Here is a 20,372-nt window from a genome sequence, read left to right on the forward strand (position 1 = left end):
CACCCGTGAGTTGATCGCGGTAACCTATCCAAATGTTGCTTATGGTTTCAAAGAAAGACCAGAGCAGGAAGATGTACTTTTCAAAAATGCTACTGTATGGACTAGCGAAGATGAAGGTGTTCTGGAAAATACCGATGTTCTTGTAAAAGACGGAAAGATCGTTAAGGTTGGAACAAACCTTAATGCCGGCAGAGCGAAAGTTATCGATGCTACCGGTAAACATCTTACTGCCGGGATTATTGATGAGCATTCACATATCGCGGCGTCAGACATTAATGAAGCAGGTCATAATTCTTCTGCTGAAGTGACCATGGAAGATGTAGTTGACCCTACAGATATCAATATTTACCGCAACCTGGCTGGTGGTGTTACGACCATTCAGCTATTACATGGTTCTGCAAACCCCATTGGAGGTAGATCTGCGATCCTGAAATTAAAATGGGGAGCTCCTGCAGATGAATTGATCTTCGAACAGGCACCACCGTTTATCAAATTTGCACTTGGTGAAAACGTAAAACAATCAAACTGGAACGGGAATCGCTTTCCGCAAACCAGAATGGGTGTGGAACAGGTATTTATAGACTACTTCAGTCGTGCTAAGGCTTATGAAAAAGAGAAGCAGGCTGCTGGAGACAATTTCAGAAAAGATCTTGAAATGGAAACTCTTGTAGAGATTCTTAATGGCGAACGCTTTATCACTTCCCACTCTTATATCCAAAGTGAGATCAATATGTTGATGAAAGTTGCTGAAATGTTCGATTTTAATATCAACACGTTCACTCACATTCTTGAAGGCTACAAAGTGGCCGATAAAATGAAAGAACACGGTGTTGGTGCTTCAACGTTTTCAGACTGGTGGGCCTATAAATACGAGGTAAACGACGCAATTCCTTATAATGCCGCAATCATGAACGACGTGGGCATCACCGTAGCCATTAATAGCGATGATGCTGAAATGAGTCGCAGACTTAACCAGGAAGCCGCAAAAAGTGTGAAGTATGGTGGAATGAGCGAAGAAGACGCCTGGAAAATGGTTACGATCAATCCTGCAAAATTACTACATGTAGATAATTTAGTTGGAAGTATAAAAACCGGAAAACAGGCAGATCTTGTCTTATGGAATGATCATCCACTTTCAATTTATGCTGTTCCGGAGAAAACAATGGTAGAAGGCGTTGTTTATTTTGACAAGGATAGAGATCTGGAACTTCGTAAGGAGATTCAGAAGGAAAGAAGCAGTCTTATAAGCCAGATGCTGAAGGAAAAGAACAGTGGAGTTAAAACGCAACCAGTGAAAAAGAAAGAAAAGCAGCATGTGCACTGTGATCTTTTAGAAGCTGTAAAATAATATACTGAAGATGAAAAAATTAAATTTATACATAGGATTGCTGAGCTTACTTTTTTGCGGAAATAGTTTTGCACAGCAAACCCCGGCACCAGAACAGGCGGAAGCGATCAGCATTGTAGGTGCTACCGCTCACATTGGAAATGGTGAAGTAATCGAGAATAGCCTTATCATTCTTGAGGATGGCAGGATTACCGAGATCATTGCCGCAGATCTCACCAAAAGACAATATCCAGGTAAACAGATCGATGCTACTGGAAAACATGTCTATCCAGGGATTATCGCTCCAAATACCACGCTTGGATTGGTAGAGATTGCTTCTGTAAAAGCTACGGAAGATCAGGATGAAATGGGTGACATGCTGCCAAATGTAAGAAGCCTCATCGCCTATAATACAGAAAGTAAGATCGTAGAATCCATGAGACCCAATGGTGTACTTCTGGGACAGGTGGTTCCCCGGGGCGGGTTGATCTCCGGAACTTCTTCCATCGTACAATTTGATGCATGGAACTGGGAAGATGCTGCTGTAAAAGCTGATGATGGTCTGCATATCAACTGGCCCGATTCATTTAGACGTGGTCGCTGGTGGAGAGGTGAAGACCCGGGGCTTAAGCCTAATAAAGAGTATACCGAAGAAATTCAGAAGTTATCAGATTTCTTCGCTTCCTCAAAAGCTTATCTAAATGGTGATAGAAATGATCAAAACCTGCCATTTTTAGCCATGGAAAAAGTTTTTAGCGGAGATAAAAAGGTATTTATTCATGCTGATGGTGAAAAAGAGATCCTGGATATTATTCAATTTAAAAAAGAAAATGAGCTTTCTTCTGTAGTAATTGTTGGAGGTTACGACGCACTTGCGATCGCTTCAGAATTGAAGAATGCAGAGATCCCGGTATTGGTAAACAGACCGCACAGTACTCCAGATAATGCTTACGAAGATTACGATCAGCCATATAAGCTAGCAAAATTACTGCATGATGCAGGAGTTATGGTTGGACTAGAAAGCAGCGGACAAATGGAACGTATGAATACCAGAAATCTACCTTTCTATGCTGGAACGGTAGCTGCGTTTGGTATGGATAAAGAAGATGCTCTAAGTCTTATTACTGCCAATAATGCAAAGATCCTGGGAATTGATAATGATTACGGAACTCTCGAAAAAGGGAAATCTGCGACTCTTTTCATTTCTGAAGGTGATGCACTGGACATGCGTACAAATATTCTTTCGCATGCTTTTATAGACGGAAGGGAACTAAGTCTGGAAACACATCAAACTGAACTTTGGAAACGCTATTCCAAAAAATACAGCGAACAGGAATCTGAGTAACTGAATTGATTTCAAAGTTGCCCGAAGGACTGGAATGGAAATGCTGCAAAGCTTCCACTCTACTCTTCGGGCAACTTTTTTTATGCCTAATATCTACTTACTTTTGTGACTATGTTGAAAAAGATCACCAGTCTGCAGAACAAGGAAGTGAAGTGGTTGCTTCAGTTGCAGGAGAAATCAAGAATTAGAAGAAAGGAAAATGCATTTCTTGTTGAGGGCTTGAGGGAAACAGGTCTTGCGGTAGCCCATCACTACGAACTGCTTCACCTTTATTATGTTCCTGAAAAAATAGAGTTTCAGAAGGTGCTTGAACTTGTAAAAAAAGGCGATCAACATACAGAACAGATCACTGAACTTTCCCAGGAGGTATACGAGAAGATCGCTTATAGAGGTAGTACCGAAGGAGTTATCGCCATTTTTCGTACCCGTGAAAATAAACTGGAAGATTTAGACTTTAGCTCAACTTCTCCTTTAATCCTGATCGCTGAAGCACCTGAAAAACCAGGTAATATTGGCGCAATCTTAAGAACTGCAGATGCTGCTGCGGTGGACGCGGTCATTATTGCAAACCCTAAAACAGATCTCTATAATCCAAATATTATAAGGAGTAGCGTAGGTTGTGTTTTCACCAATAAGATCGCCACCGGGGAAACTTCAGAAATCATAGAATTTCTACGGAATAAAAACATCAATATTTATGCGGCCATTTTACAAGCTGCGAAACCTTACCACGAAGTTGATTTAAAAGGACCAACAGCAATCGTCGTTGGAACCGAAGCTACAGGGCTTAGTGATGAATGGCACGAACAATCCCTGCACAATATTATCATTCCTATGCAAGGCGCTATCGACAGTATGAACGTTTCGGTCGCAGCTGGCATTCTCATCTTTGAAGCACGAAGACAACGGGGCTTTAAACTTTAAACTTTATAATTTGCAAGCTGAAACTCTTTATTACATCATTCTTGGAGTCGTAATCGCTGATTTTCTTTTCGACACCCTCCTTGATACATTGAATGCTAAAAATTTCGATGACCCTATTCCTTCGGAACTGGCAGATGTGTACGATGATGAGAAGTATGAAAAGTCTCAACGATACAAAAAAGAACGTTTTAAGTTCGGTCTGCTCTCCTCTGGTTTTTCAGTACTTCTTACTATACTCTTTCTGGTTTTCGAAGGCTTTGCTGCGGTAGATGGGATTGCACGTGAGTTTTCCAGCAATCCTATTATAATAGCTCTTATATTCTTCGGGATCATCATGATTGGTAGTGACCTGCTAACAACGCCTTTTTCCTGGTACAGTACTTTTGTGATAGAAGAAAAATATGGATTTAATAAAACCAGTAAAAAAACATTTCTTATTGATAAATTAAAAGGTCTTTTAATGATCATCATCGTAGGCGGTGGAATCTTAGCATTAATCATCTGGTTCTATCAGATAGCAGGGGAAGATTTCTGGTGGTACGCATGGATACTCGTATCTGTGTTCGCGGTTTTCATGAATATGTTCTATGCAAAATTGATCGTTCCGCTTTTTAATAAGCAAACCGCTCTGGAATCAGGTAGCTTGAGAACTAAAATCGAAGCTTATGCGGAAAAAGTAGGGTTTCAGCTGGACAACATTTTTGTGATCGATGGCTCCAAACGTTCCACTAAGGCCAATGCTTATTTTTCCGGTTTTGGTTCAGAAAAAAGAATTACTTTATATGACACTTTGATCAATGATCTGGAAGAAGAAGAGATCGTTGCAGTTCTGGCACACGAGGTTGGTCATTACAAAAAGAAACATATTGTATTTAATTTAATTGCTTCAATAGCTACCACCGGATTCACCTTATGGCTGCTATCCTTGTTCGTAGGTAGTCCCGTACTATCATCTGCATTAAGTGTAAGTGAGCCAAGTTTTCATATTGGCCTGATTGCCTTCGGAATATTATATAGTCCTATTTCAGAAGTAACCGGTCTTATTATGAATTACATTTCGAGAAAGTTTGAGTACCAGGCTGATGACTATGCGAGTAAAACTTACAACGCACAATACCTGGTAAGTAGTTTAAAAAAGTTATCTGGAAATACATTGAGCAACTTAACTCCTCATAAAACCTATATTTTCGTACATTACTCACACCCGAGTTTACTGCAAAGATTTCAGAATTTGAAGGCAGGTATTTAGTTGTTTACTTTTTATCTTAATTGTACTTTTAACCTATGACCGAGGCTGCGATAGAAAAAGAGAACAAGCAAATTGCAAGGCAATACAAGGAATTGCTGCGTATAAGCTACCAAACCCTTTCCGAAGATGACAAGAAACTCATTCGAAAGGCGTTTGATACTGCGGTAGATGCACATAAGGATCAGCGAAGAAAGTCTGGTGAAGCTTATATTTTCCATCCAATAGCCGTGGCAAAAATAGTTGCTTCAGAAATTGGGCTGGATGCGACTTCGATCGCTGCTGCACTTTTACATGATGTGGTGGAAGACACAGAATATACCCTTTCAAATATTGAAAAAATGTTTGGTGAAACCGTGGCAAAGATCGTTGACGGACTCACCAAGATTTCAAGTCTTAAAAAAGATAAGGATGTTTCCCTACAGGCGGAAAACTTCCGTAAAATGCTTCTTACCCTCAACGATGATGTTCGAGTTATCATCATTAAGATCGCAGACCGCTTACATAATATGCAAACGATGGATGCCATGCGTCCTGATAAGCAGATTAAAATTGCTTCGGAAACCTTATATATTTATGCTCCTCTGGCACACAGGATCGGGCTCTACAACATAAAAACCGAACTTGAGGATCTCGGTTTAAAATATACAGATCCTGAAGTGTATCACGATATCTTAACGAAGATCAAAGAAAGTAAGGAAGATCAGGATAATTATATCAAAGCATTCAGCCGTGTGATCGAAGACTCGCTGGATAAGGAATCCCTGGACTATAGTATTAAAGGCAGACCAAAATCCATCTATTCTATTAACCGGAAGATCCAGACCCAGAATATTAGCTTTGACGAGATCTATGATAAGTTCGCGATCAGGATCATTTATAAAAGTGAACCATCACAGGAGAAGTTCCTGGCCTGGAAGATCTATTCTATAGTGACCGATCACTTCCGTCCTAATCCTACCAGATTAAGAGACTGGATCTCATCTCCTAAATCTACAGGATACGAGGCCCTGCATATTACAGTTATGGGACCTAAAGGCAGATGGGTGGAAGTTCAGATTCGAAGTGAACGTATGAATGAGATCGCAGAGAAAGGATATGCTGCTCACTATAAATACAAACAGGGAGATAACAATAAAGAAGAACGAGGTTTCGAAGAATGGGTAACCAGACTTCAGGAAGCACTCGAGAATCCAGATGTAAATGCCGTTGATTTTGTTGAACAATTTAAACTCAACCTGTATAGCAAGGAAATATTCGTCTTTACACCTCAGGGAGATCTTAAATCTCTACCTAAGGGATCAACTCCATTGGACTTTGCTTTCAGCATTCATACAGAAATTGGGCTTCGCACTCGAGGTGCTCGTGTAAATAGCAAACTGGTTCCTTTAAGTCACGAATTAAAAAGTGGTGACCAGGTGGAGATTATTACATCAGATAATGCTCAGCCTAATGTGAACTGGCTGGATTATGCTACTACCGCAAGAGCACGTGCAAAGATCAAATCTTCCTTAAAAGATGAGAAGAAAGAAATCGCAGAGGAAGGAAAGGCAGTGTTGGCAAGGAAACTAAAAGCACAAAAAATCCAGTTCAACGAAAAGTCTATCAACGAACTTGTTGTATTCTTTAATCTGAAAACTAGTCTTGATCTTTTCTATCGCGTAGGTATTGGGAAGATCGACAATCAGTTGCTAAAAGACTTTGCAAACTCTCGCAGCAATTCCCTGGTAAGCTATTTCAAAAGTAAGATCAAAAAGCCACAGGTAGCGGCAGATATTAATAAGGATGAGATCACTGCTAAGTATGATCAACTGGTGTTTGGTAAGGAAGAAGAGAAACTGGATTATAAATTAGCAAATTGCTGTAATCCTATTCCCGGGGATACTGTCTTCGGATTCATTTCTGTTAACGATGGTATCAAGGTTCATAAGAAAGATTGTCCCAACGCATTGCAACTCCAATCCAATTATGCCTACAGGATCATCCAGGCGAAATGGATAGACAGTTCACAACAGGACTTCCAATCTGTTATAAGACTTCAGGGAATTGACAATCTTGGGTTGGTAAGTGAGATCACGAAAGAGATTTCTAGTAACCTGGGTGTGAATATGAAAAACCTGAATTTTGACAGTTCAGATGGTATTTTCAATGGAAGAATTACGCTGGTTGTGAAGAACAATAACAACCTGAATACGATCATCCAGCGACTGAAAAAAATTAACGGCATAGACAAGGTAAGCCGTGAATAAACTTTTACCTTTGCAGGGCAATTATGAGCAAAAAAGTCGTAAATAAGAACGATCAGGCGGTCGTAAAAAACGTTTTCACGAAGTATCTTGAAGACAAAGGACATCGGAAAACACCCGAACGTTTCGCTATTCTTCAGGAGATCTATAATTCTGAAGATCATTTCGATATTGAGTCTTTATATATAATGATGAAGAACAAGAAATATCGAGTGAGCCGGGCAACACTATACAACACGATCGAACTCCTACTGGAGTGCGGACTAGTTAGAAAACATCAGTTTGGGCAGAATCAGTCACAATACGAGAAATCCTATTTTGACCGCCAGCACGATCATATCATACTTACAGATACAGGAGAAGTTATTGAATTCTGCGATCCAAGGATACAAAGTATCAAGCAAACGATCGAGGAAGTATTTAATATCGAAATCAATAAACACTCCCTGTATTTCTACGGAAACAAAAAATCAACCAACTAAGTTTAAGAATTCATGGCTGTAGATTTACTACTAGGTCTTCAATGGGGTGACGAAGGAAAAGGCAAAATTGTCGATGTACTCACCTCCAAATACGATATTATTGCCAGATTTCAGGGCGGTCCTAACGCAGGACATACTTTGGAGTTTGATGGGCAAAAGCACGTTTTACACACGATACCTTCAGGTATATTTCATGATGACAGCATCAATCTTGTTGGAAATGGTGTAGTTATAGACCCGGTCATCTTTAAAAAAGAACTGGATAATCTAGCCAAACATGGAATAGACTATAAATCTAAACTGTTAATCTCCAGAAAGGCACATCTTATTCTTCCAACGCATAGATTGCTTGACGCTGCTTCTGAAGCTTCAAAAGGCAAAGCTAAGATTGGATCTACTTTAAAAGGAATTGGTCCAACTTATATGGATAAAACCGGTAGAAATGGTTTACGTGTAGGAGATCTGGAAATGGCAGACTGGCAGGATCGTTATCGTGCACTTGCAGACAAGCATGAGAAGATGATTGCATTCTATGATGTGGATGTACAGTATGATCTTAAAGAGCTTGAAAAAGAATTCCGTACTGCGATCGAAACTCTCAAAGAACTTACTTTTATTGATAGTGAAGATTACCTTCACAAGTCTATGAAAAATGGAAAATCCATCCTTGCTGAAGGCGCCCAGGGTTCTTTACTGGATATTGATTTTGGAACATACCCATTTGTAACCTCATCCAATACTACTGCTGCTGGCGCTTGTACCGGGCTCGGAGTAGCGCCACGCGAGATCGGGGAAGCATTTGGAATATTTAAAGCATATACCACCAGAGTTGGTAGTGGCCCATTCCCTACTGAACTTTTCGATGAGACCGGAGAAAAGATGGGACGAATAGGAAATGAATTTGGAGCGACTACAGGAAGAAAAAGAAGATGCGGATGGCTGGATCTGGTTGCATTGAAATATGCAGTTCAGGTGAACGGGATCACTCAGTTAATCATGATGAAAGGTGATGTGCTTAGTGGTTTCGATACTTTAAAGGTATGTACCGCCTATAAATATAAAGGTGAAACTATTGATCATTTACCTTTTAATATAGAACCTGAAAATCTTGAGCCGGTCTATACCGAAATGAAAGGCTGGAAAGAAGATCTTACCAAAATGACCAGTGCAAGTACGCTTCCAAAGGAATTCAACGATTATGTTGAATATCTGGAACGTGAACTGGAAACGCCAATAACGATCGTTTCTGTTGGACCAGATAGAAGTCAGACAATTCAAAGAAGCTAGTAATTTACTAACTGAGATATATAAGAGCCCCGAACAGGGGCTTTTTTTATTACTGAAATTTAAAATAAACCTGGTTATTATCCTGAAATTTTAATGATCCATAGAGGTAATACATTTGCTATAACTTGCTCAAGTTTTAACCCTAGTCACAGAGTATCATGGTATATGACATCTATTCTCGCAAAATCATATTAGACACTTAATTCAAAATGATGAGTAGCCTTAATTTCATTGCGCAAATACAAAAAGCCCCAAAATTGGGGCTTTTAAATTCTATGTTATTGAGTTAGTTTAGTCATCTGAATCAGAATCTGAATCATCAGATACGATAAATAAACTAGCAATAGCTGTTGCAGTTTCTGCTGTAATTGGCTCATCAAAAGCCTGAGTAACTGCTTCAGTAACGTCTCCTACAATAGGATTGGCGAAATTTAGTGTAGTAACATCCACTCCACCCTGCATCACATTTTCTTCACCATCATATACTGGCTGAGTAGCTTCTGGCATTCCGTCACCTCTCATGCTTCCAGTAATCCAACCTTCAAGACCTCTAATTCTTCTAATTTCAGAAGCATGACGAGCCTCTACAGAGTGAATTTGAAGCGCTGGTTCTAAGAATGCTGTTCCCATAAGATTAGCAGCCTGTCCTTTATATGCTCTTACCCCAGTATCTTCGAAAGCCTGAGCTAAAGCTAATAATTGCGCATAGGCAGTGTCCTGACCAATTCCATTATCGTTAAATGGGTCAAAAGCGCCACCAGCAGTAAAGTCAAAATTAGGCATAGATACCGGAGTTGCTCCTGCACCTTCTAATCCAGCCTTTAAAAATTCTACGTGTGCATCCTCGTGCTTATAAATCTGCATGTATACAGTTTCTGGTCTTCCAGATGGAAGAACTCCAGAATCAAGAGCTAATCTGTAAAATTCAGCTTCTAAATACTCTAATGTTAAAGCCAGTTGTAAAGCGTCTACTGCAGCATTACCACTATCCTGAAACATTGCGTTAGCCTTGGTGCTCGCTAATCCAAAAGGTACAGCAGCCATAGCAGCCTTTTTTCCAAATGAACCAAGAGTAGAGAACATTTCTCGCCTCGAACTTGATTTGGTAGTTAATTTTTCAGATGAAAATTCATCTAATAATTTTATAATACTCATAATTTTTCTTTTTAGATGTTAGTGTTTAGGATCCTGTATTCGGTTCTGGAAGGTTGTCTGCAGTAAAATCTGTTACAATAAATCCTCCAGCGATTTCAAATACTTCAGATGGATCGTACGCTAGATCTAATCCATTTTCATCGATAATATCATCTCCAGCAAAATCTGCAGAATCTGGGTTCAATAGCGATCTGATCGCCGATGCGTGACGTGCTTCAACAGAAACAATTTTACCTGCTAATGTTAAATAAGTTGCATCTGCAATTCTATCTCCAGCTCCATTGTATGCACCAACTCCGGTATCTTCAAGAGCCATTGCTGTTTGAAGAACAGAGTCTCTACTACTAAAGTCGATAGAAGAAACATCAAATTCAAGATCTGGTAATGTGTTCTCTTCTCCAGCCGCTGCTGTAATCGCCGCTTTAAAGAAATCTCTGTGGATTACTTCATGATTGTAGAGGTCATCCATTATATTTTTTTCTTCATCACTAGCACCTGCATAGTAGTCACCTTCTCGTACAGCTGTATAGAATGCTGCTTCCAATTGCTCCAGTGCGTAAGCGTAGTTCAAAATTCCCACATCTCCACTTCCAAGATCAAATACTGCATCTACTGGTGGCTCTGTTGGATCCGGATCCACTGGATCTGGTCCTCCTACATCTCCGCCTGGGTTAAATAAATCATCATCGCTACATCCGTACAATAAAAAGCTGGAACCGGCTATACCTAGACCACCTAATTTAATGAACTTCCTACGCGAATTCTTGTTCGAATTTTTAGGTGATGCATCTAGTACATCAACCTTCACTAAGGGTTTTTTCATGATTAAAATTTTAGTTTCTATGGAAACTTACGAAGGGAAAGACAATTCAGTTTTAATCCAATCGTTAAGGTTGTCTTAAATGCCAGAATTTTTTGATTTCCTTAAGGATTATAAGCCTTTTTACGGAGTTTTGTTAAGATTATTTGGCATACCAAAAATTCTAGTATCACGTTTATGTCTATAATCCCAAGCATTTAAATTTTGAGTACTTTTGAAAAAAATACCGAATTGCGATACTTCTTTAACGTACTTCTTTGTGTAATTTTCATTCAGGTAGGAATGGCACAAAATAGTCAGGAAATCAACTACGAATCTGATAGAACTTTAAAAAACGAAGCCAGATATCCGGGCGCTTTAATTCTAAGTAAAATTGATAACCAGGTATATTTTGATCACGATGGAATTGAAGTCTGGTGCGATAATGCAGTTTTTTATAAAGAAGCCAATTTCTTCAAGGCTTATGGTAATATTAGAATGCAGCAAGGTGACAGTGTAAGTATGACCAGCAACTATGCTGAATATAATGGTGATACCGAATTTGCCTTTGCCAGCGGAAAAGTATTAATGAAAAGACCTCAAACCACCCTTGAAACCGACAGTTTGTTCTTCGACAGACTGAAACAGGAAGCATTCTACAGAAGCGGTGGAACTGTTAAAGATACAGCTAGTGTCCTCAAAAGTCAGAGTGGTCGTTACTTCATGGAACAGAATAAGTATAGTTTCATTAATGAAGTAGTAGTAACTAACCCGGAATATACTATAAACTCTGAACAACTCGATTTTTATTCTGAAAGTGGTTACGCTTACTTATATGGACCTTCAACGATCAAAAGTGAAACCAGCACGGTTTACTGCGAACGCGGATTTTATGATACCAGAGCAGATAATGGTTATTTCGTAAAAAACTCCAGGATAGATTATGAAAACCGAGTACTGAAGGGAGACAGTCTGTATTTTGATCGTGAAACCAGTTTCGCATCTGCCACAAATAATATACAGGTCATCGACACTATAAACCAAAGCAAAGTCACCGGTCATTATGCTGAAGTTTATAGAGATAAGGATTCTGTTTTTATAACAAAAAGGGCACTTGCCGCAAGCTTACAGGAGAGAGACACCTTGTTTATCCATAGTGATACCATTATGATTACTGGGAAACCTGAGCATAGAATTATTCGTGGTTTCTATGATGTAAGAATTTTCAAAGAAGATCAAACCGGTGAAAACCCTATGAGCGGGCGTAGTGACTCTATACATTCAGATCAACAAAGCGGACTTTCAAAATTAATTAATCTCGGTCGTTTCGGGGATAAAAAACCGGTTTTATGGTCCGGGCTCAATCAAATGAGTGGTGATAGCATTCACCTTCAATCCAATCCTGAATCTGAAAAACTGGATAGCCTGCTGGTATTCGACAATGCTTTTTTGATTCAGAAAGATACAATAGAAGGATACAACCAGTTAAAAGGAAAGATTCTCACAGGCTATTTTGAAGATAATCAACTACGGGAAGTCATAATTGATAAAAATACTGAAACTCTCAATTATCTAAGAAATGATGAGGGCGCCCTTATTTCTATTAATAAAACCCTTGCCAGTTATATACGTATTCTGTTTCAGGATCAACAGATCGAATTCATAGATTATTTAAATGCTGTTCAGGGTAAAATGCCTCCAGAAGATGAAGTTCCTCAAAACCAAAGAACCTTAGCTGGTTTTAACTGGCGCGGTGATGAAAGAATTATTTCTAAAGAAGGACTATTTGAAGGAAAACCTATACCAGAACTTACCCGGATCAAAGGTATCGAAATGCCTGAAGCTCCTGAAGAGTTTTTTGATGAACGCGAGGAAGACGACCTCCTGCTGGATCAAAATTCCAGACTTAAACCAGAAATTCTAAAGAATAGAGCTAAAGATTCTTTAAAGTATAAAAGCGAGAAGGTTCAGGATTCACTTAAAAAACCCATCGAAGAAATTGCAAAACCAGTAATGGACACTCTAACTGGCAACCAGGAATGAAAGAAGATTTTTTAAAATTTCAGGCCCAAACCACTCCTCACCCACTGGCATTAGAGGTAGAAAGTGCCATAGGTAGTTATATAAAGACAAGTGATAGCAAAAATTACCTTGATTTTGTTGCTGGCGTATCAGCCTGTACTCTTGGTCACTCTCATCCAGCAGTGGTAAATGCTATCAAAGAGCAGGCTGAGAAATACCTGCATGTGATGGTTTATGGCGAATACGCACAGGCTCCTGCAGTAGAGCTTAGTAAATTGCTTGCAAAAAATTTACCTGGTTCGCTATCTAAAACCTATCTCGTAAATAGCGGAACTGAGGCGATCGAAGGTGCACTGAAACTTGCCCGGAGGGCTACTGGAAAAACGGGGATCATTGCGGCAAGGCGCGCCTATCACGGCAATACGATGGGCTCCTTAAGTCTAATGGATTTTGAAGAACGGGTAGAACCTTTCAAACCTTTGATAGGAGATGTTTCATTTATAGAATTTAACTCTACTAAAGATCTCCAGAATATTAACGATCATACAGCATGCGTTATTCTGGAAACAATACAGGGTGGTGCCGGATTTATCCAGCCTGTAGATGATTACCTTCTGAAAGTAAAAAAACGTTGTGAAGAAGTGGGCGCCCTACTCATTCTGGATGAAATACAACCAGGTTTTGGAAGAACCGGCAAATTATTTGGGTTTGAAAATTTCGGGCTTGTTCCTGATATCCTGGTAATGGGAAAAGGAATGGGCGGAGGATTGCCAATTGGAGCCTTCACAGCTTCAGAAGAGGTCATGGATTTACTTATGGACAACCCCAAAATGGGACATATCACCACTTTTGGAGGTAATCCGTTAATTGCTTCCGCAGCACTGGCTACTCTAAAAGAGCTTCTGGGCACAAGTCTTATTGCTGAAACCTTGCAAAAAGAAAAGCTCTTCAGAAAACATTTACAACACCCACTCATTCAAGAAGTTCGAGGAAGAGGATTAATGCTGGCAATCATTTTAAAGTCTGCCGAAATTGCAGACCAGCTGGTCCTTAGAGCAAAAGACGAACAATTGATCTTATTTTGGCTGTTGTTCGAAAAGCGCGCAGTAAGGATCACTCCACCCCTGACAATATCTTCTGAAGAAATTTTGAAAGGATGTGGCATTATTGTTGACATACTGGAAGAGTTAAATAGCAATATTGAAGCTGTTAATTAATTTGTTAACAACAATGCAGGCGGGCGTGCCTATTGCCCTTATTCCTTTTTAACTTTATTAATAGTAGAAATCCCATAATCACTCTCTTATGCAATTGAGCCATAACGAAGAAGATAATTTCTCTCTTGATCGCTTCGAATCCATGCTAAAGACCAATGATGTTCTTTTCTTCGATTCTAACGAATTTGAGAATATCATCAACCATTACATGGAGAATGGCAAGATTGCTCTTGCCAAGAAAGCGGTGAAAATGGGTCTCGCCCAGCATCCTACTTCAGTCAATCTAAGATTATACAAAGTTGAGATCCTGGTATTTGAGGATAAACTGGATCTTGCCGACAGCATACTTAATGAACTGAAGAACCTGGAATCTTCCAACGAAGAGATCTACATTCAAAAGGCTCAGATATATTCAAAGCGAGATATGCACGCTGAGGCAATTACCATGCTGGAAGCCGCTTTGGAGATCACGCTTGAAGATGCCGAAATATTTTCGCTCATCGGGATGGAATATTTGTTTCTCGAAGATTTTGAAAATGCGAAATATAGCTTCATGAAATGCCTTGAGGCAGATGATGAAGATTATTCTGCACTTTACAATATCATGTACTGCTTCGATTTTCTTGAACAGAAAGAAGAGGCTATTGATTACCTGAATCTATACCTGGACAAGCACCCGTATTGCGAAGTAGCCTGGCACCAGGTTGGAAAGCAATATTTTGACCTGAAGAACTATACGAAAGCGCTGGCAGCTTTTGATTTTGCCATTATTAGTGATGACAGGTTTGTGGGAGCTTACCTGGAAAAAGGAAAGGTCCTTGAGAAATTAAAGCGTTATAATGAAGCTATCGAAAACTATAATATTACGCTGGAACTCGATGATCCTACATCTTTCGCATATTTGAGAATTGGTAAATGTTTCGAAAAACTTGGTTGTGATGATTTCGCGATCAAGAATTACGAGCAAACCGTGCATGAAGATCCTCTACTCGATAAGGGCTGGATCGCGATTACCGACTTCTATATAAAAAAACTGAACTTCCCAAAGGCTTTATATTATATCAATAAAGCGATTAATATAGACGAGGAAAACGTTCTTTACTGGAAACGTTACGCAAAGATCAACAGTAGGCTGAATTTCCCTGAGGAAGCTGAACAAGGCTATAAAAAAAGTCTCGAACTGGGAAATTACGAATTAGAGACCTGGATTAGAAGATGTGACATTCTGATTGGACTGGGAGAATATGAAACTGCGATTTCCAGCATGATGCAGGCACTGGAATTTTACCCAGGTACTGCGGAAGTCGAATATCGTCTTGCCGGTTTATATTTTAATACGAACAATGGTGATAAAGGTTATTTTCATTTGAACAATGCCTTAAAAACCGACTCAGAATATTACATCATCATAGAAGAACTTTTTCCGAATATTTTCGAGCGAAAAAGCATCAAACAAATTATAAATTCCTTCGTAAAGCTCTCTTAGTAATTTTGCTACCTTTGAGCAAAATCATAAAATTCTAAGATGCAACGCAGTTTAGTGGACTATCTAAAGATAAGCCTTAAAGGAATGGCTATGGGAGCCGCAGATGTTGTTCCCGGAGTTTCCGGCGGTACTATCGCATTTATTTCAGGTATATATGAAGAGTTGATCACCACCATTAGTGGAGTGAACCTTGGTTTGCTTTCTACCTGGAAGGCCAACGGTTTTAAGGCTATGTGGGAGGAGCTGAATGGTAATTTTATTCTGGCTCTTTTCGCAGGTATTCTCGTTAGCATATTTAGCGTAATGCGTGTAGCCAACTATCTTCTAGAAAATCATCCAATTCTAATCTGGTCCTTTTTCTTTGGACTTGTGGTTGCCAGTATTTATTTTGTAGGTAAGCAAATCCCAAAATGGACCTGGAAGATCGTTTTAGCGCTGCTAATTGGTGCCGCAGTTGCGTTCTATATCGTTAGCCTGCCGCCGCTATCCGCCAGTAATTCCTACTTATTTTTATTCTTTGCTGGAGCACTTGCCGTTTGCGCAATGATCCTGCCTGGAATTTCAGGGGCTTTTATTCTGGTATTGTTAGGTGCATATAAGTCAATTACTGAAGCAGCTCACGATTTTGATTTGAAAACATTAGGTATTGTAGGAATTGGAGCTGTTTTCGGACTGCTTACCTTCTCAAAGATCCTGAAATGGCTATTCGTTCATTACAGCAGTATTACCCTCGCGGTTCTTACCGGATTTATCGCTGGCTCACTAAACAAGATCTGGCCGTGGAAAGAGACTCTGGAGACCGCGATGTATGGTGAGAAGGAGGTTGTTCTTAAGGAAGCTTCAGTTTTACCATGGAACTTTGACGGTGATCCACAAACATTATGGTCTGTCGTACTTATGCTGGCCGGGTTCTTCCTCATCTTAGGCCTGGAAATGCTGGCTGGTAATAAACCTGAAAATGCCAATGCAGCAAACTAGGACCTTCACAGATAAGTTCCTGCTGGTTCTAAAAGGTCTGGCTATGGGCGCTGCGAACAAGGTTCCTGGTGTGTCTGGAGGTGTTGTTGCTTTTGTTGCCGGATTCTATGAAGAGTTCATTTATTCACTACAAAAAGTAAATCTTAAAGCCTTTAAGCTTTTGATCTCTGGTAGATTCAGAAGCCTTTATCATTATATCAACGGGAAGTTCTTAATTCTATTGATCCTTGGGATGCTCATTAGCTATTTTAGTGTTTCCAAGATTCTGGATTACCTCATTATTCACTATGAACTATACGTCTGGTCAGCTTTCTTCGGAATGATCATTGGCTCCATTTATTACATTAGTAAGGACTTTGAAGACTGGGATCGTAACTCGATTGTATTTGCAGTACTTGGAATCATTGCCGGAATAGCCATTAGTTTCCTGGAACCTGCAAGAGAAAATGACAATCTCTGGTTTGTTTTTATCTGCGGAATGATAAGTGTGTCGGGGATGACACTTCCAGGCCTCTCCGGCAGCTTTATATTGATTCTGGTGGGGAACTATGTCCTGTTACTGGTAGACTCAGTGAATGCACTTTACGATACGTTGGCAGATATCCTGCTGCTGGATTTCTCCTGGACTGGAAATGCGGAAAGAATTCAAATGCTCAAAGTACTGGCCGTCTTCGCCATCGGGTCTCTGGCCGGACTGGTTTCATTATCTCATTTGCTTGGATATGTACTGAAGACTAGAAAAAAAGAAACTTTTGCAGTCATCATTGGTTTTATCACAGGCTCCCTTGGAGTTGTATGGCCATGGAAGGAGAAAGTTTATAAAATTGGTGAACAGGGTAAAGTTCTTATTGATAGGAACGGAAATAAGGTGATCGACAATTACGATCGATACTGGCCACAATTCGATCAGGTAGAAACTTTCGCGGCAATCTTTTGTATAGGAATAGGAATTAGCATTGTACTTGGACTCGCCTGGTACGAAAAAATTACTTCGGAAAAATGAGAACCTTTGGACTCGTTGGAAAAGACATAGATTATTCTTTCTCCAGGAACTACTTCAGCAAGAAATTCAGCAATAATAATATTGATGCCAGGTATATCAATTTTGATCTTGAAAGCATTGATCAGTTTCCTGAAATTTTTAAAACTACTGAAGTTTCCGGATTGAACGTCACCATCCCTTATAAGGAAAAAGTAATTCCATTTCTCGATCATCTTGACCCGGAAGCGCAAAAAATAGGCGCTGTGAATACGATTAAAATTTCTAAGAACGGTGAGCTCACTGGCTATAATACAGACCATTTTGGCTTCAAGAAATCACTCGAAAATCACTTGGAAAGTTTCCATAGCTCTGCCCTAATCCTGGGAACCGGAGGAGCTTCGAAAGCCGTCGCCTATGCTCTTGACAAACTGTCAGTTCCCTACCAATTTATCTCTAGAAACTCTTCGGAAAACACATTGTCATATAGTGAACTAAGCATTGAAGTAATTAAACGTAATAAGCTGGTAATTAATACAACACCTCTAGGAACTTCTCCCGAAACCGAACGCTACCCTGCTATTCCTCTCGAGGGCATCTCCAGCCAGCACATCATCTTTGATCTTATCTATAATCCAGAGGAAACCAGGCTCATGAAGCTAGCTTCTGAACGTGGCGCAAAAACCTTAAATGGCTATAGAATGTTGGAACTTCAGGCTGAAAAAAGCTGGTCCATCTGGAATTCTTAATTCGACATTCAAAGCTTCATTCTATTTATAAATAGAATCATTCCCTTGTCCAATTTTAGTGGAGTTGTTATCTTTCAGAATAATTCGATTTTGAAGAACCCTAACATTGAAAGATATGTCCACTACAGAAAATGAGAACAAGAAAAATGAAATGTCTGAGAACCATGAAAAGGACTCCAAACAGACCTCCGGTTCTACAGATCATTCTTTGAATGACCCGAACGAAAGCTCTGAAAAACCTCAGCAGGCAACTGAACGAAAAGGTGATGATGGGACCGATCATGAAGATGCGATCGTTCATGAATCTGCTTCAGGAAAGGCAACTTCAGATCAAAAAAAAATAGAAAAAACAGATCCTGATAAAGATCCGTATACAGCCATGGAAGGTGATGGAGATACTTATCCTGTAAAGAAGAAAAATGAATCTGTTGAACCTGAAAACAAATCTGTTCGAAAAGTTTCAGAATCTACAGATCATGAAGATTCGATCGTTTCAGAATCCGAAAACAGGAAAATGGCGGCAAAAATTGAAGAACAGGATGAAGATCTTGATAGTGATATTGGTGAAGCAGTGGTGGGGGAAAACCAAAAAGGAAGCGGCAGTCACGAGGAAGACATGGAGAACTCTGTTGCTGAAGAGAGCGAGGATGAAAGCGCTGGTGAACGGCATGCTATAGAAAAGAAAGATTACCATTCCATGAGCAAGGAAGATCTTGTAGAGGAACTGGAAAGATTGCTCAAAACTGAGAAGGTCCAGGCGATCAAAGAACATGTGCAGGAGATCAGAACCGAATTTAATGCTAAGTTCGACGAGGAAATGGAAGAAAAAAAGGAAGAATTTCTTGCTGAAGGCGGGAATATTATTGACTTCCACTACTCCACTCCACTTAACAAGCAATTTAGTTCGATATACTTTGATTATCGTGAGAAGAGAAATGACTATTATAAACGCCTGAAGAAAGACCTCAACCACAACCTGAATATTCGCTTAGAGCTTATAGAGGAATTAAAGGGACTTCTGGGTGTTGAGGAAAATATTAATACTACTTACAATCATTTTAAGGAAATTCAGGATAAATGGCGTACCGCCGGACCTATTCCTAGAGATCGTTATAATAATGTTTGGAACACCTATCATCATCATGTCGAAAATTTCTATGATTTTCTCCATTTAAACCGGGAATTCAGAGATCTGGACTTTAAGCATAATCTTGAGCAAAAGCTTAAGGTGATAGACCGTGCTGAAGAATTAGTACAGGAAAAAGATACGAATCGTTCATTCAGGGAATTGCAGATGCTACATAAAATGTGGAAGGAAGAACTTGGTCCCGTAGCGAAGGAGTATCGCGAAGACATCTGGAAGCGATTTAGCGCTGCCACAAAACAAATTCACGACAAGCGTCAGGCATATTTTTCTCAGCTGGACGAGCAGTACGAGAAGAACTGGGAGAACAAAAGAGATATCATTATCAAGATCAAGGAAATCGCAGAACAGGATTTCGATAGCCACAACAAATGGCAGCAAAGTATCAAGCAAATCGAAGCTCTACGAGAAGAATTCTTCAAAGCTGGGAAAGTCCCAAGAAACAAGAACCAGGAAATCTGGAATGAGTTCAAAGAGCATGTACGTAAATTCAATCGAAAGAAAAACGCGTACTACAAGAACTTAAAGAAACAGCAATACGATAATCTCGAGCAAAAGAAAGAACTTATTAAAATTGCAGAAGACAATATGGATAGTGATGACTTTAAAACGGTCACACCGCTCATGAAGAAAATCCAGAACGATTGGAAGAAAGTTGGACATGTACCCCGAAAAGATAGTGACAAGGTCTGGAAACAGTTTAAGAAAGCCTGTAATCATTATTTTGATCGTATGCACGCCCAGAAGAATGAAGAAAATAAGGATGAAGTGGAAGCTTTTGAGAAGAAAAAAGCCTTACTGGATGAAGTAAAATCTTTGGAACTAGCTGGCACCAAGAAGGAAAACCTTGCGTCTATCAAAAATAAAATCAACTCCTGGAAGGAAGTGGGTCGTGTACCCTATAATAAAAGATTTATAGAAGGAAAGTTCAATAAAGCGCTGGATCAACTCTTTAAAAAGCTTGACGTTGACAACACCAAAGCAGA

Annotated in this window: 16 protein-coding genes; 14 read left to right on the top strand and 2 right to left on the bottom strand. The window is 39.7% G+C overall.

The features are described 5' to 3' along the window. From ACNI3T_RS14285 to ACNI3T_RS14315, 7 genes are all read left to right on the top strand, one after another. A partial coding sequence (locus ACNI3T_RS14285; RefSeq protein ID WP_418228405.1) for an amidohydrolase occupies positions 1–1,348 on the top strand: 1,348 nt, incomplete at its 5' end. A gap of 10 nt (positions 1,349–1,358) precedes the next feature. Continuing rightward, entirely contained in the window at positions 1,359–2,672 is a 1,314-nt protein-coding gene (locus ACNI3T_RS14290; protein WP_418228406.1) for an amidohydrolase family protein, read from the top strand. Positions 2,673–2,783: 111 nt separating this feature from the next. Then, a complete protein-coding gene (locus ACNI3T_RS14295) occupies positions 2,784–3,596 on the top strand; it encodes a TrmH family RNA methyltransferase (RefSeq protein ID WP_418228407.1) in 813 nt (270 codons plus the stop codon). Between the two features lie 10 nt (positions 3,597–3,606). After that, positions 3,607–4,845, top strand: coding sequence for a M48 family metallopeptidase (locus tag ACNI3T_RS14300; RefSeq protein WP_418228408.1), 1,239 nt, complete (start codon positions 3,607–3,609; stop codon positions 4,843–4,845). A gap of 35 nt (positions 4,846–4,880) precedes the next feature. Then, complete coding sequence (locus ACNI3T_RS14305; RefSeq protein ID WP_418228409.1) at positions 4,881–7,091, top strand: RelA/SpoT family protein; 2,211 nt, start codon at positions 4,881–4,883, stop codon at positions 7,089–7,091. Between the two features lie 23 nt (positions 7,092–7,114). Beyond that, positions 7,115–7,570 carry a Fur family transcriptional regulator gene (locus ACNI3T_RS14310; RefSeq protein WP_322300704.1) on the top strand — a complete coding sequence of 152 codons (456 nt, stop codon included), beginning with the start codon at positions 7,115–7,117 and terminating at the stop codon, positions 7,568–7,570. A 12-nt stretch (positions 7,571–7,582) separates the two neighbouring features. Continuing rightward, the gene (locus tag ACNI3T_RS14315) at positions 7,583–8,857 is read left to right on the top strand and encodes an adenylosuccinate synthase (protein ID WP_418228410.1); all 1,275 of its coding nucleotides are present in this window, start codon (positions 7,583–7,585) and stop codon (positions 8,855–8,857) included. 291 nt (positions 8,858–9,148) lie between these two features. Here the strand turns inward: ACNI3T_RS14315 and ACNI3T_RS14320 are convergent, their stop codons facing one another. Continuing rightward, positions 9,149–10,012 carry a ferritin-like domain-containing protein gene (locus tag ACNI3T_RS14320; protein ID WP_418228411.1) on the bottom strand — a complete coding sequence of 288 codons (864 nt, stop codon included), beginning with the start codon at positions 10,010–10,012 and terminating at the stop codon, positions 9,149–9,151. A gap of 25 nt (positions 10,013–10,037) precedes the next feature. After that, positions 10,038–10,835: a ferritin-like domain-containing protein gene (locus tag ACNI3T_RS14325; protein ID WP_418228412.1), complete on the bottom strand. Its 798-nt coding sequence runs from the start codon at positions 10,833–10,835 to the stop codon at positions 10,038–10,040. Between the two features lie 279 nt (positions 10,836–11,114). Here ACNI3T_RS14325 and ACNI3T_RS14330 point away from each other — a divergent pair, with 279 nt between their 5' ends. The 7 genes from ACNI3T_RS14330 to ACNI3T_RS14360 all read left to right on the top strand — a co-directional run. Next, the gene (locus ACNI3T_RS14330; RefSeq protein WP_418228518.1) at positions 11,115–12,854 is read left to right on the top strand and encodes an OstA-like protein; all 1,740 of its coding nucleotides are present in this window, start codon (positions 11,115–11,117) and stop codon (positions 12,852–12,854) included. Next, positions 12,851–14,050, top strand: a complete 1,200-nt coding sequence (locus ACNI3T_RS14335) for an aspartate aminotransferase family protein (protein ID WP_418228413.1) — start codon at positions 12,851–12,853, stop codon at positions 14,048–14,050. Before ACNI3T_RS14330 ends, ACNI3T_RS14335 begins: the two co-directional genes overlap by 4 nt. Positions 14,051–14,138: 88 nt before the next feature. After that, positions 14,139–15,536 carry a tetratricopeptide repeat protein gene (locus ACNI3T_RS14340; RefSeq protein ID WP_322300710.1) on the top strand — a complete coding sequence of 466 codons (1,398 nt, stop codon included), beginning with the start codon at positions 14,139–14,141 and terminating at the stop codon, positions 15,534–15,536. Positions 15,537–15,575: 39 nt separating this feature from the next. Continuing rightward, entirely contained in the window at positions 15,576–16,514 is a 939-nt protein-coding gene (locus ACNI3T_RS14345) for a DUF368 domain-containing protein (protein WP_418228414.1), read from the top strand. Further along, a complete protein-coding gene (locus tag ACNI3T_RS14350; RefSeq protein WP_418228415.1) occupies positions 16,501–17,517 on the top strand; it encodes a DUF368 domain-containing protein in 1,017 nt (338 codons plus the stop codon). The genes ACNI3T_RS14345 and ACNI3T_RS14350 overlap by 14 nt, the downstream gene beginning before the upstream one ends. Continuing rightward, positions 17,514–18,242, top strand: a complete 729-nt coding sequence (locus tag ACNI3T_RS14355) for a shikimate dehydrogenase family protein (RefSeq protein ID WP_418228416.1) — start codon at positions 17,514–17,516, stop codon at positions 18,240–18,242. Before ACNI3T_RS14350 ends, ACNI3T_RS14355 begins: the two co-directional genes overlap by 4 nt. A gap of 115 nt (positions 18,243–18,357) precedes the next feature. Then, on the top strand, positions 18,358–20,372 hold a 2,015-nt coding region (locus ACNI3T_RS14360; protein WP_418228417.1), incomplete at its 3' end, for a DUF349 domain-containing protein.

The organism is Christiangramia qingdaonensis (genome assembly GCF_048381525.1).
Taxonomy (GTDB): domain Bacteria; phylum Bacteroidota; class Bacteroidia; order Flavobacteriales; family Flavobacteriaceae; genus Christiangramia.